We start from the raw sequence: 25,066 nt of genomic DNA, 5'->3' as shown, positions 1-25,066 counted from the left end.
CAACTCTATTATAATATCATACTAATTTTAATGCGTCAACTATTTTTTAAAACTTTTTCGATGCGGCCGAGAGGACTTGAACCTCCACGGGTTATTCACCCACTAGGCCCTCAACCTAGCGCGTCTGCCATTCCGCCACGACCGCATAAATTGTTAAAGATGAGCCATGAAGGACTCGAACCTTCGACCCTCTGATTAAAAGTCAGATGCTCTACCAACTGAGCTAATGGCTCATAAAAATGGCTGGGCTAGCAGGGATCGAACCTGCGAATGACGGAATCAAAATCCGTTGCCTTACCGCTTGGCTATAGCCCATTTATCTAAAATATGGCGGTCCGGACGGGACTCGAACCCGCGACCTCCTGCGTGACAGGCAGGCATTCTAACCAACTGAACTACCGGACCTAACCTTTGAAAAGATGACCCCTACGGGATTCGAACCCGTGTTACCGCCGTGAAAGGGCGGTGTCTTAACCGCTTGACCAAGGGGCCATAACATAAAAATAAAAAAAACAAATATGTATATATAAATGGCGGAGAAGGAGGGATTTGAACCCTCGCGCCAGTTGCCCGACCTACACCCTTAGCAGGGGCGCCTCTTCAGCCACTTGAGTACTTCTCCAAAATGGCTCCGCAGGTAGGATTCGAACCTACGACCGTTCGGTTAACAGCCGAATGCTCTACCACTGAGCTACTGCGGAATATGTTAAAAAGAATATGTAGTCAACAAGGACTTCCTTATCGACTCTTTAAATTATAATTACCACCATGTAAAAAGTCAAGCATGAATTTTAATTATTTTTATCAGCAGATATTAGCACTAATTTGCCCATACATTGTCCACATCTATACTTGTTTGTGTTGATTCGGCGTTTCCTTCTATAGACTTGATTACATTGATCACATTTATACATAATGTAAGAAACTTTCTGTGGTAAAGACGAACAATGCCGCGGTGCACCCACTTTAGCCATTAGCCTCCGAAAATCACTATCTCGATGTTGATAACCTCTACCAGCCAGATGAAGATGGTAATGACATAGTTCATGTTTAATAATACCAACTAATTCTTCCATTCCTAAATGCTGATAATATGTCGGATTAATTTCAATACGATGATCAGTCAACATATATCGTCCACCGGTTGTTCTTAATCTACTATTAAATTTCGCTATATGACGAAAAGGCTGATTGAACCACCTTAAAGATACTTCTTCAACTAACCTTTGTAATTCCTTATCACTCATTTCTTCACTCCTAGCAAGGATAAAATTAGCACGTGACAACCTATCAGCGCATACAATTGATATACATTAGCATAGCATAAAGGACTGTGGAAAGTGAGAGAAAGGAGGCTATTCCCATGCCGGTTTGGTTACAGAACCAAATGAAACGTGCTTTCTTAGAGAAGGACCGTTATCAAATTAAATTATTGAATCAATGCTGGTACTTTTATAGAAAAAAGCATTGTTCTGGTACGTAGGAAACGCCTTCTCAAAACTCCCACAATTAATCACATAAAAAGCCGTTGAACAAAACGGCTTTTTATACGTATTTATTTGCCTTGTTGCAGCATGGTTAATGCCACTCTGCCTTTTTGTTGGTCAACCGAATCAACCCATACAGTAACAACATCACCAACAGATACGACATCTAACGGATGTTTCACAAATCGATTACTTAGCTTCGAGATGTGTACTAGACCATCTTGCTTAACACCAATATCAACAAAAGCGCCGAAATCAACAACATTTCGAACGGTTCCTTGAAGTTCCATTCCTTCCTTCAAATCATCTAACTTTAATACTTCTTTCTTTAATAGGGGAGCAGGTAGTTCATCCCTAGGATCTCGACCAGGTTTCATTAATGCATCAATTATATCCTTGAGTGTTAATTCACCAATATTTAATGCTTCTGCTGTTTCTTTTATGGATAGCTGACTTAACGCTTCGATTAATTTTGCAGACCCTAAATCGTTCGAAGTCATCTTTAACATCTTAAGCAACTTACTTACTTCCCCATAGGTTTCAGGGTGAATGGAGGTTCTGTCTAATGCTTCCTCCCCATCAACAATTCGTAAGAACCCAATGGCTTGCTCGTACGTTTTCGCGCCTAAGCGAGGAATCTTCTTCAATTGTTTACGATTAGTAAATTTGCCTTCTTCTTCTCTTTTCTTAACAATATTCGTTGCAACAGCCTTCGATAAACCTGCTACGTGTTGTAACAATGAAGGAGAAGCTGTATTTACATTGACTCCAACTTGGTTTACAGCAGTCTCGACAACAAAATCTAATGATTCCGTTAACCTTTTTTGTGAGACATCATGTTGGTATTGACCGACACCTACTGATTTAGGATCAATTTTTACTAATTCGGCAAGTGGATCTTGTAGTCTTCTTCCAATTGAAACAGCGCTTCTTTCCTCGACTTGAAAGTCAGGAAATTCTTCACGTGCAATATCAGATGCGGAATAGACACTAGCCCCCGCTTCATTTACGATTAAATAATAGATATCTCCATTCAATTCTTTCAGCAAGTCAGCAATAAACTGCTCTGTCTCTCTTGATGCCGTTCCATTACCTATGGCCACCATCTTCACTTCATATGCTTTGAGCATGGAAAGGACTTTGTCTTTGGCTGCACCTAATTTAGATACAGGCGGATGAGGGTAGATTACATCAATCTTTAATACCTTACCTGTTTCATCAATGACCGCTAATTTGCAACCTGTACGATAAGCTGGATCAACAGCAAGGACAACTTTCCCTTTTAGCGGCGGTTGTAAAAGGAGATTCTTAAGGTTTTCAGAGAAAATTTTAATCGCTTGTTCCTCACCTTTTTCAGTAAGTTCAGCCCTTAATTCTCTTTCAATTGATGGTTGAATTAAGCGTTTATAACCATCTTCAATCGCCTCTTCCACAAATGGTGCATTGATATGGTTTGATACAGTGATCCATTTTCGATTTAAATACTGTAAGATTGGCTCTTGTTCCACCTTAATACTGACTTTCAGCACGCCTTCTTTTTCCCCACGATTTAATGCTAGTATACGGTGAGGAACGATTTTACCTACGCTTTCACTATATTCATAATACATCTCATACACATGTTTTTCGTCGATGCTTTCATCCTTTACAGCTGATTCGATGATTCCTTGTTTATATGTTTTTTCCCGAATCCACTTCCTACTTTGCGCATCATCAGATACCATTTCTGCAATGATATCTCGTGCTCCCTGGAGTGCTTCCTCAACTGTTGTGACACCTTTTTCCTCATTAAGAAAGTGTTTCGCCTTTTCTTCAGGTGTATCATCATTTTGATAGGATAATAACCAATTGGCTAATGGTTCTAGCTCTTTTTCCTTCGCTACCGTTGCTTTTGTTCTTCTTTTCTGTTTATACGGACGATATAAATCTTCTACTTCCTGCAATTTCTCCGCTTTTTCTATTTGATTAGATAATTCCGGAGTTAATTTCCCTTGCTCTTCTATTAACCTAAGCACTTCTTGTTTTCTCTGCTTTACGTTTTGTATGTATTGCCATCTTTCAACAATATCTTTGATTTGTACTTCATTTAACGCACCGGTCATTTCTTTTCGATAACGCGCAATAAACGGAACCGTATTTCCCTCTTCAATTAAGGCGATGGTTCGATCAATTTGTTTTGTGGATAATGAAAATTCTTTTGCTATTCGTTCAAAAATATCTTTCTTATCATCCATGTCTCTTCACCTTCCTAAGTGCAAACTATACTATTGCTTTATTCTACCAAAATTTTTTAGGTAAAGCATTTTTGGCTATAGCCCTGTCTTGGGTCTTCGTGTTTTATGTAGAACATAAAAGAACAAAACAAAAAGCTTGCTGATTGAAACAATCATTGCAAGCTTCCGATGATAAATGTTGCATCGTCTATAAGATTCATGTTCTGCGCCTTAATTAACTTCGCAGTTGCTTCTATTGATAAATATTTATTCATCAGTTTTTTAATACCAGAAATTGGGTATCCATCTGAAAACATCAAGAATTTAATTCCCTTTGTATAATCAAACCGGTGAATCTTAAATGCTTGACGCTTGCCTGACAAATAACCCGTTGTTGGCAGAGGATAAATGAGTTTCTCAGTATCTCCATAAAAGAAAAAACGAATATTTCCAGTACAACAGTAGGCTAATTCTTTCGTGTTAAAATTAATCTTGATCACACCTACTGCAGCGCCTCTTTTATGTAAAAGTGACTGATTACTTAAATCCATAATGGTTGAAATATCTAAATCGTGATTTTCTTTAACGGTATTGACAACAGCAGATGAAGCTTCATTTGCATATTCTCCACTGCCTAACCCATCAGCTAATACACAAATAAAATAATCATCAGTTGTGTGATAATAATAGGAATCACCACAAACGGACTGACCACGTTTAGCAAGCTGATCGGTAATGACGTCCATTTGATGTGGATCATTCATCATAGAATATACTCCGAACCTTCATTTTCTGCATGGATGGCTTCTTGCAATTTTTTAATGGCTTTTCTTTGCAGCCTTGATACATGCATTTGGGAAATATCCAGTCTTTCTCCTGTTTCCTTTTGACTCAGATTTTCTAGGAATGTGTACTGGATCACTTGTTTCTCTCGATCTGATAAAACGTGCAACACTTTTTCTAGTACGAGCATTTGGTTGACTTTTTCATAGCCATCATCCACATTGCCGACAATATCCAGGAGTGTAACCGTACCGCCATCAGAATCGGCTTCAATGGAATGGTCAACTGATAACGCCTGATAACTTTTGCCCATCTCCATAGCTTCTAACACTTCTTCTTCTGTAACTTCTAGCGCATCAGCAATTTCTTCTACCTTAGGCGACCTTTGCAGCGCAGTTGTTAATTCTTCCGCCGTAGCTTTAATCTTTGGGCCTAATTCTTTTATTCGTCTCGGTACATGCACACTCCACGTCTTATCACGCAGAAAACGTTTAATCTCACCGATAATTGTCGGAATCGCAAATGCTTCAAACGTTTTGCCAAAAGAGGCATCATATCTACGAATCGCGCCAAGTAACCCAATCACACCTACTTGAACAATATCTTCGTGATAAGGTCTACCTTTAGAGTATTTCCTTGCGATGGACTCAACCAATTTGTAATACTGTTCAACAAGTTGTTCCTGTGCATCTTCGTCCTGATGTAATTGATATTGCTGTATAAGATCATTAATCTCTTCTTTTGTTCGTTGTTTAGGTTGAGATTGCTTCTGCATCACTCTCCACCTGCTCTCCTTCTAGGTATTTAGTCATGAAGACTGTCACACCTTTTTGATGATGAATTTTCACTTCATCCATTAATGTTTCTATTAGGTAAAGGCCTAATCCTCCTTCTCGTAAAAATTCAACCGAATCATTTGCTTGATATGGCCCTGCATTGTCTCTTGCCTGTTGAAAGTCCAAGCTTTCACCTTCATCCGCAACCATGACTTCTAGTTTATTTTTATAAAGGCCGAATCCTACAAGCACTTCACCATTTTCGTTGTTTTTGTATGCATGCTGCACAGCATTTGTACAAGCTTCACTCGTTGCAATCTTCAAGTCTTCAATTTCGTCATAGTTAAATCCCATTCTACTGGCAATACCAGATAAGGTTAATCTAATAATACCGACGTATTCCGGCTTCGATGGGATTTTCATCTCAATGTAGTCGTACGACTCGGTCATTTTTTTTCACCTTCCATTTTGGTGCTGATATCAATAATATCAGCAAGACCAGTAATTTCGAATAGCCTTTTCAAACGACTTGAAAGCCCAATGATTTTAAATTGACCATCATGCGCACGTACATTTTTAAAAAGTCCTACAAAAACACCTAAGCCGGTGCTATCCATATAAGATACACCTGAAAGATCAACAATCATCTCCACATTATCTTTCTCAGAAAGCGGAATCAGTTCTTTCTTTAATTCTGGTGCAGTGTACACATCAATCTCTCCACCTACAGTTACCTCAGTAATATTTTCATTATGATTTACATCTATATTAATGTTCATATTTTGCCCACCTTTTAGGAATAACTGGTTACTCCTTATATACCCTTTAATTTTAGCTTAAAACATTTCTTCTTAATATAATTAAAGTAAAATCATCCCTTAATTGGAAATCTTGTAATTTTTCAAGTTCCTTATATACATTTTGTACAATATTTTGTGCTTTTAAGTGTATGTTTTTCTCAATTAAGGCTAGTAATTCTTCCCGTTCAATAAAGCCTTCTTTTGTTCTTGATTCAGTTACGCCATCAGACATCAAAATAATCATATCCCCAGGCATAACTTCTTTTTCGTATTTTCTATATTTGGTATTCTTTTCAATGCCTAATAATAAACCCTTTGCAGGCAACTCAGAAAATGTCTGTGTTTCCGCGTGATAAAATAAGCCTGGTTCATGCCCAGCAGAAGCATAGGAAAAGATATGATCATCGATATGGTATGTGCCATAAAACATCGTAATAAACATCGTTAAATCCACATTTTGTTCCACAACACGATTTAAATTCTCCAACACCAAAGTGGGTGTTTTACGATTTTCTGGTAAACTGTCCATAGCATATTTAATCATAGACATACAAAGGGCCGCTGGTAACCCTTTCCCAATAACATCAGCTATTGCGATACTTACACTATTATTTTCATCCTCAACAAAATTAAAATAATCACCGTTCATATGTTTTGCTGGGACGCTGATTGCTCCAATATCCATGCCTTTTTTACATGGCACCTCTGTCCCCAGCAAAGTTTTCTGCACATTAGCCGCGATTTCCATTTCGGTTCTTAATTCCTGTTGAATATGCTTTAAATTTTGGTGTTCGCGGTAAGCAAAACCATATGCCACCATCACTTCAAGCAGTATATCAAAAGACTCCTGCATTTTATCGTTAAATTTTTCTGGAAACATCTCAGCCATAATATTTCTATGGATGCTGACAATTTCCTCTGGAGGAATGTTCCGTTCAATTGCATTCCTACTTAACTTTTGTCCTTGATATAATGCCTGCTCTGAACGGTCAGCTAAATAATTCGTTAATATCTCTCTATATTTGGACTCCAATTTCTGTCTGAAATCCATCTCAAGTTCCCCCTAACGGAGCCATTTAATCGCCCTTATATCTGTACCTTCACCCGGGCTTGAATCTATTTGAAAATCATCCATCAGTCTTTTTACCCCTGGAAGACCTGCTCCTAGGCCGCCCGATGTTGAATATCCATCCTCCATTACTTGGCGCAAATCTTTAATCCCTGGACCACTATCAATCGATAATAACCTCAGTCCCGTTTTGCCATTTTCATAGAGCTTTTCTATACAAATTTGACCTTGACCTGCATATAAGAATATGTTTCTCGCAAGTTCACTTATTGCTGTTGTAATTCTTGCTTGGTCAACCGTCCCAAAGCCCAGCTCTTTTGCCACATTCCTACCTAGCTGACGCGCTGAGACGATATCCCATTCATTGATTATTTTAACGCAGGATTGGTTGTCCATTCGGCTATTCCCCCAATTCCTGATGTAATTTCTCCAAACCTTTTTCTAAATCAAGGGCGGTCAATACATTATTCAGACCGATTCCTAATTCAGTTAACGTAATTGCTACTGCTGGTTGAATGCCTGTAATGACAACTTTAGCACCCATTAAATGGGACATTTCAATCACATCACCTAATACTTTAGCGATAAAAGAATCAATAAAATCGATAGATGTTAAATCGATTACAACACCATTTGCACTCGTATTGTGTATTTTCTTTAATAAGTCTTCTTGGAATTGAAGTGCCGTGTGGTCATCTAGTTCCCATTGAATTGAAACGAGTAAACAATCATGTAGTTTTAAAATCGGAATTCTCAAAACGTCACCCCTCCAATGGCACAATTTTACGTTTAGTCATTTCCAATGCTGCTTCTACGCCAGATTTCATTGTATTTTTTGTAATAATTCGGTTTAAGTCGATACCAAGGCTCACAATCGTCTGCGCGATTTCCGAACGAATACCTACAAGCATGCATTTGGCTCCTACTAAATGGACTGCATCTGCAGCTTGGATAATATGATGAGCAACCATTGTATCAACAACAGGGACACCTGTAATATCAATCAAGACAACTTCTGAACGATGTTTTACTACACCTTGAAGAAGGTTTTCCATAATTTGCTTCGCTCGTTCTGTATCAATCATCCCAATTAAAGGCATAACTGTAATACCCTCAAATACAGGAATTAAAGGCGCCGATAGTTCCTGCAAAGCAATTTTTTGATTCGCTATCGTTCTTTCCCAAGAATCGGTGTAATCATTAATGATTTCACTATTCATGGCTTTTAACCAATGATTCAAATCATGCATCACTTTCAATTCATTTTCTTGACGGATATATTTATCTTTGACCATTTCATCGAATACAACATCGCCAAATATATCTAGCGCATTTACGACAAAACGTAGTGGCCAGCCTAAGTTCACCATTCTATCGGAAAAATTCTCTGATTGACGTTCATACTCGTCCTGTTTTCCAGAAATTTTTAAAATAGCGAGCTCCACTAACTCTCTTCCATATGTTTCGAAATTTTGATCGAGGATGACATTGGTAATTGTTTCGTCTGAATCCTCCTTCAATCGGTCCAACCATTCTTTAAAAATATTATCTTTATTGTTTTGAATATAATTCAAAGTCATTTGTCTTCCTTTACCTCCTATACTAGCACATCTATTGGTTAGTTTTTCCTTATTTCATTGATTGTAAAAAAATCTACATGTTTGTAAAAAAATCAGTAAATATCTACTATTGTCTTGTATTATAACGCTTTCTATTTGAAACGTCTTTAACAATATATCCAAATTAAGTGTGTACCCTTTTATGCTTTTAATCAAACCTAAAACTTTCATTCTTTTTATTTCTTTTTGTTCAGAATGATCTAATAATATAAAATAGGAGGATTTAAAGTTTAAGCCCGTATCAATAAGTGTATTACATATATTAATAAGCCCGGTCAATGGATTTGTTTTAGATTTGCGGCATATAAAAAAACGCCCCAACTTTTGAGCGTTTTCTAAAATTCTATAAGACCTAAACTGACTTGTAAGGCTTCGTTCACCTTATCCATCATTTCGTCATCAAGATGGGTGATTTTATCGGTTAATCTCTGCTTATCAATTGTACGGATTTGTTCCAACAATATTACTGAATCTCTTTCAAAAGCATATCGCTTCGCATCAATTTCAACGTGAGTAGGCAGCTTTGCTTTTTGAATCTGAGCGGTAATTGCTGCGATGATTACTGTGGGACTAAACCGATTCCCGATGTCGTTTTGTATAACAAGTACTGGACGGACACCGCCTTGTTCTGAGCCAACAACTGGGGATAGGTCTGCAAAATAAACGTCACCACGTTTAACAATCAAAGGATCAGCCTCCGCTTACAAGACGTTCAACTGCGTTTTCTGCCTCGTATTCCGCTTGAAATGCTTCAGATGCTATCGTCAAGTTTAATTTTGCCATCTCCATGTAACCACGTCTCATGGACTCACGAATATGTCTTTTCTTTCGTTCACGCAAATACATTTTCGTTGCTTGATAAATAAACTCACTTCTGTTCACGTTTTCTTGCTTCGCATAACCATCTAATTCCGTTAATAGATGTTGCGGCAGTTTCACCACAATTTCTGTTGTTGCGCTGGATTCAGACACAAACATACACCTCCACCATCACTACACACCATATTTTTTATATCTACCAATTTTCATATTACCATTATTCTCTTAGGCTGCAAAGGGGATTTTTAATTTAGTAAGAAATTATCCATAAAAACAGTTGCATTTTCTTTCAATGTCTTCCTAGGAATTTCAGTGATAATTTCCCAAATGATTAATAACTATTATCTACCAACATCTGCATTGATATGCATTAAAGAATCCCATTTCTTACAGAAATTTTTGCTTTATCCTGAATATATATTCTTGGTATGCGCGCACCCATTTGACAAGTTACTTCGTAATTAATTGTTTCAAGTGTGTTAGCTATATCATCTACAGAGATGGTTTGATCATTTTGCCTCCCAATTAACGTAACGACATCTCCTATTTGATCTTCTTCACTAATACGAATCATACATTGATCCATACAAATTCTTCCGACAATCCTTACTCTTCTTCCATTCACTAGAACCTCTTGTGTGCCTAACTTTCTAATCCACCCGTCAGCATAACCGATTGGCAATGTACCAATTAATTCTTCTGTTTCCGCTTCGTACGTTGCTCCGTAACTCACCTTCTCGCCCGGTAGCAATTTTTTCACATGAACAATTTTCGTATGAAGTGAAAACGCTTCTTTTAAGGTAAAAGGTAAATGATTTTTAATTTCGGAAGATGGTGACAGACCATACATTGAAATCCCAAATCTTACGGCATTGAATTTCGCCTCAAGATGCCTCATGCCAGCTGCACTATTACTTGCATGAATATATCTTGGTTTCTCATCCATCCAGCTTATCATTTCATTAAAAGTGCTTAACTGTTCATTAAAATAGGCTGCCTCAAGTTCATCTGCTGTCGCAAAATGCGTGAAAACTCCTTCAACATGGAATTTTCCTTGCTGTAGTTGGTATTGAAATATTCTCCATTCTTCTTTTGATTTAATTCCTAATCTGCCCATCCCCGAGTCCATCTTTACATGAACTTTTAGTCCTTTATTGATGAATGATGAAGCTTTCTTCAACCACTCGGCTTGGCAAACCGTTAAAGTAATTGCTGCTTGTTCAGCTAGCCCAGCGTCCTCTGGCCGTGTTAGTCCTAACACTAATATCGGCGCGTCAATCCCTTTATTCCTAAGAGCAAATGCCTCATCTAAAGTCGCCACCGCTAAGTAAGTAGCACCTGCCTTTAGAGCTGTCTTGGCTACCTCAATATCTCCATGGCCATATGCATTTGCCTTCACAACAGCAAACAATTCTGTTTCTTCACCAATATGCTTAATCATTGACTCTACATTATATGTGATATAATCCAAATTTATCTCTGCCCAAGTATCACGAAAATATGGGACCTGTTGATTCATACCGTCCACTTCCCCTTTATACTTTTCCTTCTATCTTTTGATTATGTCACATTAACGTATAACAGAAAAGATAAACTTTCTTCTTCTATCTACCACAAGAAAAGCAGCGTAGGACAAATTTAAGAAGTATATTAAACATGCAAGCAGACGTTACTATGTATTACCAAATACTCTAGATATATGTAGTTTATTTTCGCAAAAAAACCCCTATGAAGCTATAAACGGCAACCATCGGAAAGAAACCCGAGGAATCTACCTCGGGTTTATCTTAACTATATTTATTTTACAACTTCCCCTTGTACAGACTGTGCAATTTGGATCATTTCTTCTTTCGATAAGTTATTCGATGCAATCATATAATCCACGCCATTTTGCGTCCAGGAAACCATATTATCTGACACTGCTCCTACAGTGAAGCCAAGGTCAACAGGGTCACCATTCATCATCTCCTCTTCGCCACCAGAAGTTTGAACAATAACAGCCTTCTCTTGAATCATTGTGAATGATTTTTCTTCACCTTCATAGGTTAGAACGACACGTTTACCTTCTTCTGTTTCTACTTCTTTTTCAGAAACAAGTTCAACTTCAGGAAGCGATTCTGGATAGAAGACAGTGAAATCTTCTTCCTCTGCCACTTCAGCCATTACTGGGAATTCTAGCTGTGCACCTGTCATATTTTTCTTCGTATCGAAATCTTTATTATCTAGCTCTTCATTAAATTTCACATTGGAGAAATCTACCGTCACTACTGGTGTTCTTTCTGCATCCATCACCTTCACACTAACTGGCGATAAATCCGATTTATTTAAGGTAATCTCTTGTAGAGGTAGCATTTGATTGTTTTGATAACTCGTTTTTGTTTCATAAACATAATGATCTTCAGTTGCTTTAAATTTCGCTTCCTTATCATTTTGAATATCTTCAATCAATGACTCATAAAGGTACGCTTGACTACTATTGTTTGGCCAGTCACTTTGGAAACGAAAACTTTTATTCAAAGCTGGCGTAAGAACAAACACACCTTCTTTGTTCTTTAAGATCATTTGACTTTGATCTTTTTCAGTATTTTTAAGTGCCACACGATAAAATTCCGGGTTCTTATGCCATATTTCTATATCATAGGATTGCGGCTCGGAACCTGTTTGCAGCGTCATTTTCGCTTCCGCCTTATAGCTTTTTAATGATTCTATTTTGCTCGTTAAATCTTTTGTCACATCCTCCTGGGATTTTGTCCCACATGCAGCTAGTGTGACAGTTATGGCCAGTCCCATGAGTAGCCAGAAAAACTTCTTTTTCATTCCTTCAACCCCTTTGTCTTATAATCAACAGTGCAGTCAAACGCTTCCGTGGCCTTGTCTCCTCCATTGCACTATTGAATATATGAGACAACCTCAAAGATTATTCCAGACGTTCTCATCGATTAAGAATATTTTTTTGGAGTCTAGGGTTTATTTGGTTTGAAGGAATAGTAGCTATAAACAACTAACCTTTCTTTCCTATTAATACGAGTCTTCTTCAATTATCACTTGAGCAACGGCATACTCTTTACTATGGGAAATAGATAAGTGTACATGACAGCCTTCAACCGGTCGAACAATAATCGGTTGTCCGGTCATATGGTTAGCTGTTTCAATATCTAGAAATGAAAGTGATTGTCCGATACCTGTTCCTTTCGCTTTAGCAAAAGCTTCTTTCGCAGCAAATCTCCCTGCTAAAAACTCTATTTTTCTATGCCCCGTTAGTGTCTCATATTTCTGTTTTTCGTTTGTTGTTAAAATACGTTCTGCAAACCGTTCTTTTCTTTCTACTAATTGTTTCACTCTCTTTAATTCAATTATATCGATGCCAATGCCTTTAATCATTCTAATCACCCTCTTCTAAATAAAATAAATGCTGCATAAAACAAACTATAGTATATTTAATGTATGAGAACATTTTAGGAGGAGTCAATTATTGTTTATCAGGACAGAAAGCTTTAGAGAATTTATTCGCTTCTATCCCATCGTTACTTCTATTATCGCAATTAATATTGTGTTGTATTTACTTACTGTCTTGCCCATCCTTCCAACTAATTGGTTAATGGCGCATTTTGCAGGTATTAATATTTATATTATGCAAGGAGAAATATGGAGACTTTTTACACCTATTTTCATGCATAGCGGATTTGCTCATCTTTTATTTAATTGCTTCTCACTTGTTTTATTTGGACCACCACTTGAGAGAGCAATTGGCAAGGGGCGTTTCCTCCTTGTTTACTTCCTAGCTGGTATTGGCGCTAATATCGCAACACTCATCCTTGAACCGTTAACATATATTCACGTTGGAGCGAGCGGAGCGATTTATGGTATCTTCGGTTTCTTTATTGCTATTATTGTGTACCGCAGAGATTTACTTTCACAGCAAAATACACAACTCATTCTTGCCATCACAGTGATTGGTGTGATTATGACCTTCTTGCAAGCGAATGTAAATGTGATTGCCCATTTATTTGGTCTATTAGCAGGTTTCCTCACTGGATCAGCAATGATTAAGACGAGATTAAAAGATGGCTATCATGCAACGAGACCGCCAAGCCAATGGAAGTCTTCAGCTAGAAAATTAAAAGGCGTTCCTCTATCAACCATTCTAATCTTTGGGGGCATTATTCTTCTAGCAATTATTGGCCTTTTATCACGTTAACGAAATCGTGCATACAGACAGCAAATCCGAACATAAATGTTCGGATTTGCTGTTTCAATCACTATTCTCAGGAGTATATGAATACCATTTGTAAATAGATAATACATCATCTACTTCTAGGTCAACTACATCTCCACCAGTCGCACCAGAACCAGACATAGCCTTAGCAGAAATGGTAGCTAACTGATTTTTCTTCTGAAAATAGGTTTCTTTCATTGTTATTGATTGTGTTCGATTCTTCCTCAAATAAACAGTTGTTTTAGAAATAAATCGTGAACGAAGAACGAGTTGATTTTCTAAAATCGTCCAACCAGCCGCTTTATAACGATAATAAGATAAAATAAGTATCAATCCAACGAAAACTAAACTAAATAACCCCCACACAGGGAATAAATAAAGAAGGATAGCTGCCACTGGAATAGAGAAAAACAACCCTCTGAATATGTATCTTCTTAAAGCCCTTTTTGGTGCTGGAACGAACATATCTGTCAATTGGTAATCTTTTAGTCCAGTTTCAATCTTCTCGCGAATCCGGTTTCGCTTAATAATAGGTAAAAGCATCACTTTTGAGCTATCCGCATCTTTCAAGGACCCACCTGCACTCTCAATGTAAACAGATGCATAGCCAATCGCTTGGCGAACTGGATTCTCATTTATCCTTAATGCTTGAATACGATGTAGGGGAATCGTTAGTTGTTTCTTCTCTAGTAAACCGCGTGTAATAATTAATTCATCTCCCACTTTTCTCACTGTAAAATTAGCATACTTTAACACTGATCCAATGAGAGCAATGAGCCAGGCAAGAACGAAACCAAGGAAAACCATTAAACTGATGAGCATCACACCGCCCGTAATAAAGACACTCAATTCGTCAAATACCTTCTCATAAGGAATCACTTCAGCAAATTGGGATAAAAAGGCAAAAACGGCTGATATCACAACACCTACTCCCCCAGAGGTCGAAGAAAGTAAAATCAACTCACCTGGTTTAATTTGATAAAGTATTTGTTCCTCTTTTTGTTCTGTTTCGATTTGCTCATCTAACTCTATATGTGCCTTTTTAGATTGCGATAGAATCTCTTGAATTTGCTGCGCCTCATTTTTAGATATGGCAGTCAATATCGCTTCTGCCTCTATTCCTGAACCAGCTGTTTCAATGGTCATTTTCACTAAACCAAAAGGTCTTTGTAAAATACCTTCAGATAAATCAAGACTTTGAATTCGTTCGAAGGGTATATATCTTTTTTTCCGAATAATTAACCCTGATTCGATTCGTAATTCTCCCTCTTCTATTCTATAAGTAAAACGGAGCCAAGTAAGGATACCAGATACAAGTATAAGAGCGATAATACCTAACGTAATAAAAAGCTGAATCTTTCCTTCGCTATTACCAAATACGACAATAATTAAAATCGGAATAATGGAGTCCTTTAATGTTTTCAGTACATTTGATACGGCTGCAATAAAATGAAGTCTTCTCGGCTCAGACATCATCTACAGCCACCCTTGCTAAGTTAGATATAAAAAACCGCAGTTCTTCTGCTTCTTCTAAATCTAAAGCAGGTATCTCATGGACAGTTGCCGCAGTTGAAACCGTCACAGTAGCTAGTTTATATTTTCGTAGAATTGGTCCTTGGTGAGTATCTACATGCTGCACCCTGATCATTGGGACGAGTGTACGTTTGATGATAAATATTCCATGCTGTAGTTCTATTTCATTCTCTCTCACTTCATAACGCCATCTTTTCCACCTCACAGTGGGAAAAACTTTAATCGCTAAATAGGCATAAAGAGCAAATATAATTAATGCAACACCAATTATCCACATCTGCCAATCAAAAATAAATGTTAAAACGATAGCGCCAATTGCCAATACAAATGGGATAAGGGAATGTAGTGCACCAGATATTTTCCAAACAGTCAGACCCCGTTTAGAAATACGCTTTTGCGGCTTTGATAACATATATGTAAACCCCCTAAAATTCCTTTTTCATCAACTATAGTATACATGAAAGCCACACTATGTCTCAGTAAAAACTTGGATATTTTTTTCATTCTTATTTATTATTTCTATACGATAGTCTAAGGAAAAGGTTTCAATCGGAGTGAAGTTACCTACCTAATTTATTTACTTATAAAATGTCATATGATCTTTATCTTGTCGGTAGTAAGCTAATCGATCTTGTAATGTCCCCGTATGAAACTCAAATTTATGTCCATCTGGATCAGTAAAATATATTGAACGCTTATCTTTTTCGTCCCTTTTGCGACCAGATAAGATATTCACTTTTAAGTCTTGTAATCGTTGATAACAACTTTCAAAATCATCTTCATCAATAGAAAACGCAATATGAGTATAAGATTCGGTAATTTCATTACGAGGTATATCTCTTTCTTCATTAAGGGCTATCCACATGCCTTGACAATCAAAATAAGCTGTCGTTCTCCCCTTTACAAGCAATTTAGCTGCAAATACCTTTTCATAAAAAGCAATAGAACGATCTAAATCAGAAACAGAAAATAACATATGGTTCAAACCTTTAATCATACTGGCACTCACCTCATCTTGTTTTCAATAAATTTATATGCATCCTATTCATTATACTGAAGCAGGAGCAAATACTATAGTTAAAAATATATGTGGAGATTCATGTTCATGACTTGCGCTCTTATGAGTGGGGTTGGCAGGTTGTTTTTTCGCAAGTCATGTTTATGGACAAAAGTCAGCGGGAGTGCAAGCCGTATTTACTTTGAACTCCAAATAAAAATGAATGAATAGCTTAACGTTTAGATTTTGAACCTTCTTATATGTAGGCATTTTAAATTCCTTTTTTATTCTCCTCATACTTTGAGTTCTTAGTTTTTAGGAGATTCTACTTAATAACACAAAGAACCGAGCATCTCATTTCAATGCTCGGTTCTCCCTAAATGTTATCTATAGCTATTTGCATTTGTTTTCTTATTTCCTTGATAATTCCTTTTACCTGAAGGTTTACCATCACGGGAGCGATAGGAATTACTTTGTCTTCCTTTCGGGCTATATCCACCTCTAGGACGTTTATTTCTATCGGTTGATCTTCTGTCTCGTTTAGCTGGTAAAGGTTTCTCTTCCGTTAATTTTACTGGAGTCGTGTCCGGTTCTTTGATCATGAGCTTCAACAATGCTTGAACAACTGTTGTTGCGTCATGTTGTTCAAGTAATTGTTGTGCAGATTGTTGATAATATTGAAGATGATTATCCTCAATGATTTGCTCAACTTTTTCAGCAACAGCTTTCTGTTGCCCCTCTAGTGCTTGATCTAACGTCGGAGCAGCCATTCTTTCCATTTTCTTTTTCGTTGTTTTTTCAACGATACGTAAGTATGATTTCTCACGCGGGTTAATAAATGTCATGGCCATTCCTTCTTTACCCGCACGACCTGTTCGACCAATACGGTGAACATAACTTTCTGGATCTTGTGGTATATCAAAGTTATATACATGTGTAACACCAGAAATATCTAATCCACGAGCTGCTACATCTGTTGCGACAAGGACATCAATCGATCTTTCTTTAAATTTACGAAGGACAGACATACGTTTAGCCTGGCTCAAGTCGCCATGTATTCCTTCTGCATTGTAACCTCTTAAACTTAAGGCTTCAGAAAGTTCATCCACCCTTCTTTTCGTACGTCCGAAAACAATTGCAAGTTCAGGTGATTGAATATCAAGCAGTCTTGTTAACACATCAAATTTAGTTTTCTCTTGTACTTCAATATAATATTGCTCGATGAGTGGTACAGTCATTTCCTTCGCTTTCACTCGAACGATTTGTGGCTCTTTCATAAACCGTTCAGCAATACGTTGAATGGCTGGTGGCATCGTCGCAGAGAAGAGTAGAGTATGCTTTTCTTCTGGGACACTTGATAAGATTTTTTCAATATCATCAATAAAGCCCATATTTAACATTTCATCTGCTTCATCTAAAATTACTTTTTTAACATGATCAAGTTTAATTGTTTTTCGATTAATATGATCAAGAATTCTTCCAGGTGTACCGACAATAATATGAGGGCGATTTTTTAAAGCACGTATTTGGCGATTAATATCTTGACCACCATAAATCGATAACACTCTCGTTCTTTTCCCAAAACCTAGTTTGTATAATTCCTCTGACACTTGAATGGCTAATTCTCTAGTCGGTGCGATGACTAAACCTTGAATAAAACCTTCATTATAGTCAATATGGTCAATCATAGGAATACCAAAAGCGGCTGTTTTACCTGTACCTGTTTGTGCTTGTCCAATTAAGTCCTTATTCTGTAAGCTTAAAGGAATCGTCTCTGCTTGAATCGGAGTTGCCTCTTCAAACCCCATTCTTTTAAGAGACTTCATTGTTTCAGGGCTAATACCCAAATCTTGAAACTTAGTCAATGTATTCAATCTCCTTCTGTTCTTTGAAAAATATTTTATTTCATCAAGTAGGCAGGAAATTTCCCCAATGAAAGTTGTTATGATGACAACGATTTAAGAGAAACCCACTATAGAGGAGGATGAGGGAGAATTTATTACCAATGCATTAATTGTGCTATGCTTATTTGTATAAAATATAAATGTATGATGACTTCCGCATCCTAAATCTAACGAACAATTACAAATAGAAATGTTTATTCAGACATGTAATGAAAAAAGACATTCTCCTACCAATGGAGTATGTCCGGGTTTCAATGGAGTTCCTGTTGACACTTTGTTGTATATATTACCATCTCAACGCATGATTTGCAATGCTTTAGCAGGACATAGTATGACAGGAGAGTAAAAATAATCAGATGTTATGAAAGAAATTGAAGCACTTCTTTAAACAGTTTCTCACTTTCATCACAATGACAAATTAGATGTTTTGACCGCTTAATAATCATTTTGTGTTTCTGTTCTGAGGTGATGTGTTTGTAAAGATAATCCGCACTGCGAACAGGAACGATACCATCATCTTCTCCTTGAGCGATGAAAGTTGGCACCTTCACTTCTTTTAAATGCGGACGAACCGTCGCTACTAACTTTTGGAACTGCCTCGCTGCAGCAATCGGAGTGGAGCTGATCTTTTGTTTGTAATGTATAAATAATGGATTTTGCGTTATTCTTGTCCCTTGGAGACTTTCTCTTAATAGCCCTTTAATATCAAGGAAAATTTGTCTTGGATTCAAATAGTAGGCAGCTGCACTTAGTAAAACCAGTTTCGCTACCGGATATTTTACCGCTAATTCACTAGCAATCATGCCTCCCATGGAGAATCCAATAATATAAACTACTTCACATTTTTCTAGTAAGTTTTTTAATTCTTCCTCTGCATGATTGATCCATTTTTGAAAAACAATTCCCTTTAAGGACTGCCTTTCACCATGACCAGGTAATGTAGGAACAACTATTTCCCAATCTGTATGTTCCTTTATATAATTCGCCAATGGGGCGACTTCATAAGGCGCACCTGTAAATCCATGTATGCATAAACATCCAATCATCTTTTTACACCGCCAATGGAAAATTTATCAGGCTTCTTACCAACTTTTCAAATTTAACATAAGAAAACATCTATTTATTTGTACCCTCAATAAGTTAAATTAAATCCTTACAATGCGAAAAAGAGTTCATTATTATAATATAATTCAATGGATAGAAAAAACCTTATGTTCCATGTGAAACAATAAGGTTTTTTGAATTTTAGTATAGTATTATTGTAATCCCTCAACGACTTCTTCTAACTTCATTCCTCTAGAAGCCTTAACGAGTACAATGGTTTCATCATTGACATGTTTTTTTAGTTCTTCAATTAATGGCGCCTTTTCATCAAAAGCAAATACACGGTCTTCAGACAATACTGCCTTTGCTCCTTTTGCAATAAAATGTCCTAATCGACCATAGGTAAAGACGGCATCGATGTTTTCCGCACAGATGGATAGCCCAATTTCTTCATGAAATCTCTCCTCATCTGCCCCCAATTCCAACATATCACCAAGAATAAGTATTTTCTTCTTATATCCTGGCAAATTCGCTAATAATTCTATTGAAGCTTGCGTTGAAGTAGGGCTCGCATTGTATGCATCATTAATTATTTTCTCGCCATTTTGACCTTGTAGTATTTCCATCCTCATATTTGTCAGTCTCACTTTCACTAATCCTGCTTCCATTTCCGCAAATGACACATTAAAATGTTGTGCAACAATCATAGCTGATAGAGCATTTAAGACATTATGCATACCTAAAATAGGTAAAGTGAATTCTATCTCGCTCGCATTGACCTGAAACTTACTGCCGTTGTCTAATTGTTGGATATTCACAGGATATAGATCATTTTGTTCGGTTCTTCCAAAAGTCTTAACCGTAGCTTGCCCTTCATATGAATCAAAGTAATTCCTTAAAAGGGGTTCATCCCCCATGTATACCATCAATCCATCTGGCTTTAAGCCATTTATAATCTCAAGCTTTGCTTCAGCAATTCCTTCTCTTGAACCTAAATCTTGTAGATGTGATTCGCCGATATTTGTAATAATCGTTGCATCAGGGCGTGCGAGTCTAGTTAGAAAGTCAATTTCGCCTTTCGCACTCATACCCATCTCTAATACAGCTACTTCTGTTGTTTCTTCTAACGCTAAAATGGTAAGCGGAAGACCAATATGATTATTATAATTGCCTTCTGTTTTTTGGACTTTATATTTCACTGCTAAAAGATTCGCCATCATATCTTTTGTTGTCGTTTTACCATTACTACCAGTAATCCCTACCACTTTAATACTTAGCTGATTACGATAGGCTCTTGCAAGCTCTTGTAATGCAGTTAACGTATCTTTAACGATGATAATGGGTAAGTGAGTCGGTGGATTTGGTACATCCTCTTGCCAAAAAGCAGCAGCAGCTCCTTTTTCTATAGCATCCGACACGTACCGATGCCCATCTGTTCGCTCTCCTTTAAAGGGGATAAATAGTTGTCCTGGAGTAATCTCACGAGAATTTATACTTACACCTTGAATTTCTTTGTTACCATATGGTGAAAGATCATTCTCTATTTGAATCATTTCTGCTAAATCATTCAAGGTTCTCTTAATCAACTTTTCCTGCCTCCTTTTTGACAGGTGCACTATGGGGTGCAAAGCCTATCTTTCTATGTAACTGTATCCGTTACAGCTTCACTGTCCCGCCTACAATTACTTTGTGTGCTTAATTTTTTGTTTTTCTTGATGTCTTTCAATTGCTAAGTTAACAAGACGCTCAATAAGGGCTGGATATTCTACACCTGAATGCTTCCAAAGTAATGGGAACATACTGTATGGTGTAAAGCCTGGCATTGTATTCACTTCATTTATATAGACTTTTCCTTCTTTTGTTAAGAAGAAATCCGCTCGAACAAGTCCCGAACAATCTAATGCTTTAAAGGCTTTAATTGCCATCGTTTCTAATTCACTATATTCAGCATTTGTGACATCAGCAGGAATCATTAAGATTGTATTCCCATCTTCATATTTTGCTGTATAATCGTAGAAATTCTTATCTTTCGGAATAATTTCACCGGCAACAGAGCATTCGGGGTGATCATTTCCTACTACACCTAGTTCAATCTCTCTTGCATCTACACCTTGTTCGATAATAATTTTACGGTCGTATTTAAATGCTTCAACGAATGCCTCATGAAGCTCACTACGATTCGTACATTTGCTAATTCCTACACTTGAGCCTAAATTTGCAGGCTTTACAAAGCACGGGTATCCGATCGTATCTTCTACTTGACGATAAGCATCCTCTTCCGCAGCTTCCCATTCCCCTCGAAGGAACCAAACATAATTGACCTGAGTTAATCCAGCTTGAGCAAAGATATTTTTCATAATAACTTTATCCATTCCTGCTGAAGAAGAAAGGACACCATTTCCAACATACGGTAAATTCAGAAGCTCAAGCATTCCTTGAACCGTTCCATCTTCTCCATTTGGACCATGCAATAATGGAAAAATCACATCAAAAGGTCGACTTTCTTCTGACTCGAAAAGAGTTGGTGCTAACGCTAATGGTGAAAGCTGTTGGCCTTCTGAAAAAGATAATTCTTTCACTGTCTCAACAGGCCCAGTAATTTGTTGCCCCTTTATCCATTGACCTTCTTCGGAAATATAAATAGGGTAAATATCAAATTTATTTGTGTTTAATGCTTTAATCACCGCAAGCGCTGTCTGCATAGAAACATGATGTTCAGCAGATTTCCCACCGTACAAAAGTCCGATCTTGATTGTCATCAATAAAACCTCCAATTTTAACAAGTAACTTATATTTATTTTACCACTTTATAAAATAAGAGAGTAAATGTTTCACTAAGATAAATGCCTATAAAAGTATATGTATGTATAACGATGGAAAAAGGAGCTTACTTCAATTAAAAAATAGCCATTTATCTCTTTAAAAAGTTATCTCGTCATTGGAGATTGTCCTCATATCGATTATTAATGGCACTGATATGAACTCATTCCTGGATATAAAGACCTAATTCCCATTATCCCGAAAAGTATCCCCCTATTGATATACCACTATTATACTTTTTTTCACTTACTTCTCTGTTAACATTATGTTACAAAAGCTCTAGTTTTCTATTACAAAAAGATTAATATCTGTAATCATTATCTATATATAATGTATAAACTTCTTTATAACGCTCTTAGGCATCATTCACTAAATAGGCGCAAATGATTGCCAGCCTATTTTACCTTATTTATATATTTTATACTAGCTAAAATAAATGGCAAGATTTATCATAGCATCGTACCATTTCATTAGGTGAATAAAGTCAGTCAAAATACCTACACATTTTCTTCATATACCTAGCCACATTGACTGCTGTGAAAGTAAAAAGAAGCACCCGCACGCCAGTTATTGGCAATGTGCCGTACATGCTTCTTTCACAATTTGAAACTGCTGTGATTCATATGTAAGGATGGTCAAACTTGTTCCCTCAATATCTGGTGCGCCGTTCCAAAATTGATGAACTGGCAGCATGCGGCAAATAGAGTAAATGGCCCTCAATGCGACACCATGAGTGACCACTAACACGTTCCCACTTGTCGTTAAAGCTAATTCTGCTAGAAAGTCACGCATGCGATCAATCACATTTTGAAAGCTTTCACCATATGGGTTGTCATATTCATGAGGGTGTTGCCAATATTGCGCAAATAACAAAGGGTCGTGCGCCCAAATTTCCTCTTCAGTTTTCCCTTGCCACTCACCAAGCATTATCTCCATCAATCGCTCATCTTTGACAATCGCTTCCCCACCTGTAATGATTTGTGCCGTTTCTAATGCTCGACCACTAGGAGAGGAGAACACCTTTGTAAATTTAGTTTGCGCTAACCTTTGCCCAAGTTTTAAGGCATCTTGCTTTCCTTTGTTAGTTAAAGGAGAATTTAATCGACCTTGCATTCTCTTCTCTATATTCCATTCCGTTTCTCCATGCCTTGTAAAAAAAACAGTTAAACTCATGCCTTCACCTTTACAGGATAAAAATAGCCAGTAGCCATTTCTTTTATTTTCTCTTCATTTTCAGGTAAATAACTAATAATGAAGCAGGTTGCAGGCCCTGAAGAAGTAAGTAAGTCTAATTCACAAGTGAGATCAGTTAGGGTAAAGACACGATCCTTAAATAATTGGTTTAACTCAGCTAATATTCCTTTAGAACCAACAGGCATGACTGTCACTTTTTCCATATTTGCGAGTTGTGAACAAAGCGCTAGCGGAGCTATATGGAGCGCATCATTAATGACCGCTTCTCCTACTAATGGTTTACCGATAACCGCTAACCGATTTTCTTTGTTAAACTCAATCGCATGAATATCTTTACTCGCATTTATTTTTCCCATAACAGATACGGCTGTTGCAGATTGCTTGAGCTCAAAATTACTTTCTGTACTTCCTGTTATAGGTAATTCTGTCATGTCTAGTTCCAGCAAACCCTTTTCAATTCCTGTCACTAATGATCGCCACACTTGATCTCCAGAAAAATTTTGCAAAATAATCGCTAAGGGCGTTGCACCTATAGCTATACATTCCATCATCGATACCCTTAAAGCATAATAAGCCACAACCTCATATGAAACCTTAATATGATCATCATGCTTTAATCCGATACCGCCACTATTATCACTTGCTATGACAAGTGATTCTTCCTTGTTATATGGAATCACTAGTACATCTCTCATTTGGCATGTCCCATAGATGTTTTTACTGGTTGAATGACTTTTGCCAATCTTGGAATAAGGATAAGTGCAATAGCTACGTTAAAAATAGAACCTACTAAAAGCGACGGAACGAGTGCCAAATAAAACGCTTCTCCCATAATAAAGAGAAATGGAAGTGGGGCTGCAAACGAGTTACCAAGGACAAAGAGAATAGAAGCGACCCACCTATGTCCATTGCGGTAAAATACAGCAAATATAAAACTTAGAATGGCCATCTCAATCGCTACTACCAAATGAAACGGCCCCATCGGCAACCCACCTAATAATGCTGACAATAAATGACCTGTTCCTCCAACGATTGCCCCAGCCGGCCCTCCTAATAAGGCACTAGCGAGCAACGCGGGAAATGAATCTAGTGCCACACTAGTAACAATCCCAGCTGGAATCTTAATTGCTGCACCAATCACCGATAGGGCAACAAAAACACTTAGCCATGTTATTTTTATTCCTTTTAAAAGACCCATCAGTTATTCCCCTTTTCTTTTACCCCCACGGAACACTTTCGCACTACGTACATATTCTACATCCGGATTCCCTAAGCGAAAGTTGATGACGCGGGCTAATGCAAAAAAGTAATCAGACAAACGATTTAAAAACATAACAGCTACATCTGGAACCGTATCATCTGTTTTCTTAAGTGATACGACTAATCTTTCTGCCCTTCTTGTGACGGTTCTCGCAATGTGAATAGAAGCAGATGCCTTGGCACCACCTGGTAAGATGAAACGTTCTAATGCTGGTGCTTCTGCAATAAACTCATCAATTCTCTCTTCTAAATAATCAATTGACTCTTGTTTTAGCTTCAGCTCACGTTTCTTTGTTACGTTTGCTAAGTCTCCACCACAATCAAAAAGTTCATGTTGTATCTTCTCTAAATCATCCAAGACGTCTGCGAATTTTGCTTGATCCAACTCCGTAACAGCCTGACCGACAAAACAATTGACTTCATCAACTGTACCATAGGCTTCAACACGTATATCGTCCTTTTCTACTCTGCCGCCAATAATGCTCGTTTTTCCTTTATCTCCTGTTCTCGTATAAATTTTCATCTAATCGCC

Annotated in this window: 28 protein-coding genes and 7 tRNA genes; 2 read left to right on the top strand and 33 right to left on the bottom strand. The window is 37.3% G+C overall.

Annotation, left to right across the window (positions count from 1 at the left end):
* Positions 1-61: 61 nt before the first annotated feature.
* The 8 genes from MHH73_RS02615 to MHH73_RS02580 all read right to left on the bottom strand — a co-directional run bounded on the left by MHH73_RS02615 (position 62) and on the right by MHH73_RS02580 (position 1,247).
* Positions 62-145: transfer RNA gene (locus MHH73_RS02615), tRNA-Leu, on the bottom strand.
* Between the two features lie 15 nt (positions 146-160).
* Positions 161-233: transfer RNA gene (locus MHH73_RS02610), tRNA-Lys, on the bottom strand.
* A 7-nt stretch (positions 234-240) separates the two neighbouring features.
* Positions 241-315 (bottom strand) — tRNA-Gln (locus tag MHH73_RS02605).
* A 13-nt stretch (positions 316-328) separates the two neighbouring features.
* Positions 329-405 (bottom strand) — tRNA-Asp (locus MHH73_RS02600).
* Positions 406-420: 15 nt separating this feature from the next.
* A tRNA-Glu gene (locus MHH73_RS02595) sits at positions 421-492 on the bottom strand.
* Between the two features lie 39 nt (positions 493-531).
* A tRNA-Ser gene (locus MHH73_RS02590) sits at positions 532-622 on the bottom strand.
* 4 nt (positions 623-626) lie between these two features.
* Positions 627-701, bottom strand: a tRNA-Asn gene (locus tag MHH73_RS02585).
* A 90-nt stretch (positions 702-791) separates the two neighbouring features.
* Positions 792-1,247, bottom strand: a complete 456-nt coding sequence (locus MHH73_RS02580) for a SprT family protein (protein WP_191813486.1) — start codon at positions 1,245-1,247, stop codon at positions 792-794.
* 116 nt (positions 1,248-1,363) lie between these two features.
* On the opposite strand from MHH73_RS02580, the gene cmpA reads away from it, so the two are divergent.
* A complete protein-coding gene (gene cmpA, locus MHH73_RS02575) occupies positions 1,364-1,483 on the top strand; it encodes a cortex morphogenetic protein CmpA (protein WP_095370816.1) in 120 nt (39 codons plus the stop codon).
* A gap of 72 nt (positions 1,484-1,555) precedes the next feature.
* Here cmpA and MHH73_RS02570 read toward each other — a convergent pair whose 3' ends face one another.
* The 14 genes from MHH73_RS02570 to acpS form a co-directional block, all read right to left on the bottom strand.
* Positions 1,556-3,721: a Tex family protein gene (locus tag MHH73_RS02570; RefSeq protein WP_341064436.1), complete on the bottom strand. Its 2,166-nt coding sequence runs from the start codon at positions 3,719-3,721 to the stop codon at positions 1,556-1,558.
* 152 nt (positions 3,722-3,873) lie between these two features.
* Entirely contained in the window at positions 3,874-4,467 is a 594-nt protein-coding gene (locus MHH73_RS02565) for a PP2C family serine/threonine-protein phosphatase (protein ID WP_225230552.1), read from the bottom strand.
* A complete protein-coding gene (gene sigB, locus MHH73_RS02560) occupies positions 4,464-5,258 on the bottom strand; it encodes an RNA polymerase sigma factor SigB (RefSeq protein WP_191813491.1) in 795 nt (264 codons plus the stop codon). The genes MHH73_RS02565 and sigB overlap by 4 nt, the downstream gene beginning before the upstream one ends.
* Entirely contained in the window at positions 5,236-5,709 is a 474-nt protein-coding gene (gene rsbW, locus MHH73_RS02555; protein WP_191813493.1) for an anti-sigma B factor RsbW, read from the bottom strand. Before rsbW ends, sigB begins: the two co-directional genes overlap by 23 nt.
* Complete coding sequence (locus MHH73_RS02550; RefSeq protein WP_191813495.1) at positions 5,706-6,038, bottom strand: anti-sigma factor antagonist; 333 nt, start codon at positions 6,036-6,038, stop codon at positions 5,706-5,708. Before MHH73_RS02550 ends, rsbW begins: the two co-directional genes overlap by 4 nt.
* A 52-nt stretch (positions 6,039-6,090) precedes the next feature.
* Complete coding sequence (locus tag MHH73_RS02545) at positions 6,091-7,110, bottom strand: PP2C family protein-serine/threonine phosphatase (protein ID WP_191813497.1); 1,020 nt, start codon at positions 7,108-7,110, stop codon at positions 6,091-6,093.
* Positions 7,111-7,122: 12 nt separating this feature from the next.
* Positions 7,123-7,524 carry an anti-sigma regulatory factor gene (locus tag MHH73_RS02540; RefSeq protein ID WP_095370822.1) on the bottom strand — a complete coding sequence of 134 codons (402 nt, stop codon included), beginning with the start codon at positions 7,522-7,524 and terminating at the stop codon, positions 7,123-7,125.
* Positions 7,525-7,528: 4 nt separating this feature from the next.
* Positions 7,529-7,885 (bottom strand): STAS domain-containing protein, encoded by a 357-nt coding sequence (locus tag MHH73_RS02535; protein WP_191813499.1) that lies wholly within the window; start codon positions 7,883-7,885, stop codon positions 7,529-7,531.
* A 4-nt stretch (positions 7,886-7,889) separates the two neighbouring features.
* Positions 7,890-8,708, bottom strand: a complete 819-nt coding sequence (locus tag MHH73_RS02530) for an STAS domain-containing protein (protein ID WP_191813500.1) — start codon at positions 8,706-8,708, stop codon at positions 7,890-7,892.
* A gap of 374 nt (positions 8,709-9,082) precedes the next feature.
* Complete coding sequence (locus MHH73_RS02525) at positions 9,083-9,433, bottom strand: type II toxin-antitoxin system PemK/MazF family toxin (RefSeq protein WP_095370824.1); 351 nt, start codon at positions 9,431-9,433, stop codon at positions 9,083-9,085.
* A 4-nt stretch (positions 9,434-9,437) separates the two neighbouring features.
* Positions 9,438-9,719, bottom strand: a complete 282-nt coding sequence (locus tag MHH73_RS02520) for a CopG family ribbon-helix-helix protein (protein WP_095373546.1) — start codon at positions 9,717-9,719, stop codon at positions 9,438-9,440.
* Positions 9,720-9,936: 217 nt separating this feature from the next.
* Complete coding sequence (alr, locus tag MHH73_RS02515) at positions 9,937-11,085, bottom strand: alanine racemase (protein WP_341064429.1); 1,149 nt, start codon at positions 11,083-11,085, stop codon at positions 9,937-9,939.
* 278 nt (positions 11,086-11,363) lie between these two features.
* Positions 11,364-12,383: a LolA family protein gene (locus MHH73_RS02510; protein WP_191813504.1), complete on the bottom strand. Its 1,020-nt coding sequence runs from the start codon at positions 12,381-12,383 to the stop codon at positions 11,364-11,366.
* Positions 12,384-12,584: 201 nt separating this feature from the next.
* Positions 12,585-12,947, bottom strand: a complete 363-nt coding sequence (gene acpS, locus MHH73_RS02505) for a holo-ACP synthase (protein ID WP_191813506.1) — start codon at positions 12,945-12,947, stop codon at positions 12,585-12,587.
* A 91-nt stretch (positions 12,948-13,038) separates the two neighbouring features.
* On the opposite strand from acpS, the gene MHH73_RS02500 reads away from it, so the two are divergent.
* Positions 13,039-13,764, top strand: a complete 726-nt coding sequence (locus tag MHH73_RS02500; protein ID WP_191813508.1) for a rhomboid family intramembrane serine protease — start codon at positions 13,039-13,041, stop codon at positions 13,762-13,764.
* Positions 13,765-13,818: 54 nt separating this feature from the next.
* On the opposite strand, the gene MHH73_RS02495 is transcribed toward MHH73_RS02500, so the two are convergent.
* The 11 genes from MHH73_RS02495 to MHH73_RS02445 all read right to left on the bottom strand — a co-directional run bounded on the left by MHH73_RS02495 (position 13,819) and on the right by MHH73_RS02445 (position 25,057).
* Positions 13,819-15,255, bottom strand: a complete 1,437-nt coding sequence (locus MHH73_RS02495) for a PH domain-containing protein (protein WP_341064426.1) — start codon at positions 15,253-15,255, stop codon at positions 13,819-13,821.
* Positions 15,248-15,727, bottom strand: coding sequence for a PH domain-containing protein (locus tag MHH73_RS02490; protein ID WP_191813512.1), 480 nt, complete (start codon positions 15,725-15,727; stop codon positions 15,248-15,250). Before MHH73_RS02490 ends, MHH73_RS02495 begins: the two co-directional genes overlap by 8 nt.
* A gap of 165 nt (positions 15,728-15,892) precedes the next feature.
* Entirely contained in the window at positions 15,893-16,312 is a 420-nt protein-coding gene (gene fosM, locus MHH73_RS02485) for a FosM family fosfomycin resistance protein (RefSeq protein WP_341064422.1), read from the bottom strand.
* 383 nt (positions 16,313-16,695) lie between these two features.
* Positions 16,696-18,177 carry a DEAD/DEAH box helicase gene (locus MHH73_RS02480; protein ID WP_341064419.1) on the bottom strand — a complete coding sequence of 494 codons (1,482 nt, stop codon included), beginning with the start codon at positions 18,175-18,177 and terminating at the stop codon, positions 16,696-16,698.
* A 398-nt stretch (positions 18,178-18,575) separates the two neighbouring features.
* Entirely contained in the window at positions 18,576-19,262 is a 687-nt protein-coding gene (locus MHH73_RS02475; protein WP_191813516.1) for an alpha/beta hydrolase, read from the bottom strand.
* Between the two features lie 210 nt (positions 19,263-19,472).
* Complete coding sequence (locus MHH73_RS02470) at positions 19,473-20,846, bottom strand: UDP-N-acetylmuramoyl-tripeptide--D-alanyl-D-alanine ligase (protein ID WP_191813518.1); 1,374 nt, start codon at positions 20,844-20,846, stop codon at positions 19,473-19,475.
* A 96-nt stretch (positions 20,847-20,942) separates the two neighbouring features.
* Entirely contained in the window at positions 20,943-22,019 is a 1,077-nt protein-coding gene (locus MHH73_RS02465; protein WP_191813520.1) for a D-alanine--D-alanine ligase, read from the bottom strand.
* A 628-nt stretch (positions 22,020-22,647) separates the two neighbouring features.
* Positions 22,648-23,253, bottom strand: coding sequence for a histidine phosphatase family protein (locus MHH73_RS02460; protein WP_341064413.1), 606 nt, complete (start codon positions 23,251-23,253; stop codon positions 22,648-22,650).
* A complete protein-coding gene (locus MHH73_RS02455) occupies positions 23,250-23,969 on the bottom strand; it encodes an ATP-binding protein (RefSeq protein ID WP_191813524.1) in 720 nt (239 codons plus the stop codon). Before MHH73_RS02455 ends, MHH73_RS02460 begins: the two co-directional genes overlap by 4 nt.
* Positions 23,966-24,472, bottom strand: a complete 507-nt coding sequence (locus MHH73_RS02450; RefSeq protein ID WP_341064411.1) for an ECF transporter S component — start codon at positions 24,470-24,472, stop codon at positions 23,966-23,968. The genes MHH73_RS02455 and MHH73_RS02450 overlap by 4 nt, the downstream gene beginning before the upstream one ends.
* Before the next feature lie 3 nt (positions 24,473-24,475).
* Complete coding sequence (locus MHH73_RS02445; RefSeq protein ID WP_191813529.1) at positions 24,476-25,057, bottom strand: cob(I)yrinic acid a,c-diamide adenosyltransferase; 582 nt, start codon at positions 25,055-25,057, stop codon at positions 24,476-24,478.
* Positions 25,058-25,066 lie beyond the last annotated feature (9 nt).

It is taken from the genome of Cytobacillus sp. FSL K6-0265 (assembly GCF_038003465.1).
GTDB lineage: Bacteria > Bacillota > Bacilli > Bacillales > Cytobacillaceae > Cytobacillus > Cytobacillus stercorigallinarum.
Note: the sequence above shows the minus strand (reverse complement) of the source record. Positions and strands in the feature narration are given on the sequence as shown.

Excerpts from the sequence above, each read along its gene's own strand:
- MHH73_RS02580 (WP_191813486.1), bottom strand. The coding sequence starts at position 1,247 with ATGAGTGATAAGGAATTACAAAGGTTAGTTGAAGAAGTATCTTTAAGG.
- cmpA (WP_095370816.1), top strand. The coding sequence starts at position 1,364 with ATGCCGGTTTGGTTACAGAACCAAATGAAACGTGCTTTCTTAGAGAAG.
- MHH73_RS02570 (WP_341064436.1), bottom strand. The coding sequence starts at position 3,721 with ATGGATGATAAGAAAGATATTTTTGAACGAATAGCAAAAGAATTTTCA.
- MHH73_RS02565 (WP_225230552.1), bottom strand. The coding sequence starts at position 4,467 with ATGATGAATGATCCACATCAAATGGACGTCATTACCGATCAGCTTGCT.
- sigB (WP_191813491.1), bottom strand. The coding sequence starts at position 5,258 with ATGCAGAAGCAATCTCAACCTAAACAACGAACAAAAGAAGAGATTAAT.
- rsbW (WP_191813493.1), bottom strand. The coding sequence starts at position 5,709 with ATGACCGAGTCGTACGACTACATTGAGATGAAAATCCCATCGAAGCCG.
- MHH73_RS02550 (WP_191813495.1), bottom strand. The coding sequence starts at position 6,038 with ATGAACATTAATATAGATGTAAATCATAATGAAAATATTACTGAGGTA.
- MHH73_RS02545 (WP_191813497.1), bottom strand. The coding sequence starts at position 7,110 with ATGGATTTCAGACAGAAATTGGAGTCCAAATATAGAGAGATATTAACG.
- MHH73_RS02540 (WP_095370822.1), bottom strand. The coding sequence starts at position 7,524 with ATGGACAACCAATCCTGCGTTAAAATAATCAATGAATGGGATATCGTC.
- MHH73_RS02530 (WP_191813500.1), bottom strand. The coding sequence starts at position 8,708 with ATGACTTTGAATTATATTCAAAACAATAAAGATAATATTTTTAAAGAA.
- alr (WP_341064429.1), bottom strand. The coding sequence starts at position 11,085 with ATGAATCAACAGGTCCCATATTTTCGTGATACTTGGGCAGAGATAAAT.
- MHH73_RS02510 (WP_191813504.1), bottom strand. The coding sequence starts at position 12,383 with ATGAAAAAGAAGTTTTTCTGGCTACTCATGGGACTGGCCATAACTGTC.
- acpS (WP_191813506.1), bottom strand. The coding sequence starts at position 12,947 with ATGATTAAAGGCATTGGCATCGATATAATTGAATTAAAGAGAGTGAAA.
- MHH73_RS02495 (WP_341064426.1), bottom strand. The coding sequence starts at position 15,255 with ATGTCTGAGCCGAGAAGACTTCATTTTATTGCAGCCGTATCAAATGTA.
- MHH73_RS02490 (WP_191813512.1), bottom strand. The coding sequence starts at position 15,727 with ATGTTATCAAAGCCGCAAAAGCGTATTTCTAAACGGGGTCTGACTGTT.
- fosM (WP_341064422.1), bottom strand. The coding sequence starts at position 16,312 with ATGATTAAAGGTTTGAACCATATGTTATTTTCTGTTTCTGATTTAGAT.
- MHH73_RS02475 (WP_191813516.1), bottom strand. The coding sequence starts at position 19,262 with ATGATTGGATGTTTATGCATACATGGATTTACAGGTGCGCCTTATGAA.
- MHH73_RS02465 (WP_191813520.1), bottom strand. The coding sequence starts at position 22,019 with ATGACAATCAAGATCGGACTTTTGTACGGTGGGAAATCTGCTGAACAT.
- MHH73_RS02460 (WP_341064413.1), bottom strand. The coding sequence starts at position 23,253 with ATGAGTTTAACTGTTTTTTTTACAAGGCATGGAGAAACGGAATGGAAT.
- MHH73_RS02455 (WP_191813524.1), bottom strand. The coding sequence starts at position 23,969 with ATGAGAGATGTACTAGTGATTCCATATAACAAGGAAGAATCACTTGTC.
- MHH73_RS02450 (WP_341064411.1), bottom strand. The coding sequence starts at position 24,472 with ATGGGTCTTTTAAAAGGAATAAAAATAACATGGCTAAGTGTTTTTGTT.
- MHH73_RS02445 (WP_191813529.1), bottom strand. The coding sequence starts at position 25,057 with ATGAAAATTTATACGAGAACAGGAGATAAAGGAAAAACGAGCATTATT.